We start from the raw sequence: 378 nt of genomic DNA, 5'->3' as shown, positions 1-378 counted from the left end.
AAGTTCCTGATATTACCGCCAACCGCCGCATTACCGCGCCGGGTTACTGGTTTTACCGCAATGATGAATTTGTCTTTGACTACAGACTCAAAGCGGAAGATGAGCGTGATGCCCTTCTGGCTCAGGTCAGTGCCCGGACAGGGGAATGGGAAGAAGACCTGCTGCTGGGGCTAATCAGCGACGAAGACCGGGAAAAACTGAAAGCGTACCGCATTTACGCGAAATCGCTGCAGGCGATGGATTTCAGTGTCATCACTGATAAAACCTCATACAACGCCATTGAATGGCCCGCCTCTCCGGAAATTTCTTCCTGATTTAATTTATCGCGAGAAAAACTATGTCTGTAGTGATATCAGGTGCGCTGACTGATGGCGCAGG

General features: G+C 50.3%; 1 protein-coding gene. It reads left to right on the top strand.

Translation table 11 applies throughout. The features are described from left to right. Window positions 1-314 (top strand): tail fiber assembly protein (locus tag BGK49_RS18580; RefSeq protein WP_069375809.1); only part of this gene is annotated, 314 nt, incomplete at its 5' end. Between the last annotated feature and the right edge of the window lie 64 nt (window positions 315-378).

The sequence above is a fragment of the Shigella sp. FC1544 genome (genome assembly GCF_001722145.1).
GTDB classification, from domain to species: domain Bacteria; phylum Pseudomonadota; class Gammaproteobacteria; order Enterobacterales; family Enterobacteriaceae; genus Escherichia; species Escherichia coli.
Note: the sequence above shows the minus strand (reverse complement) of the source record. Positions and strands in the feature narration are given on the sequence as shown.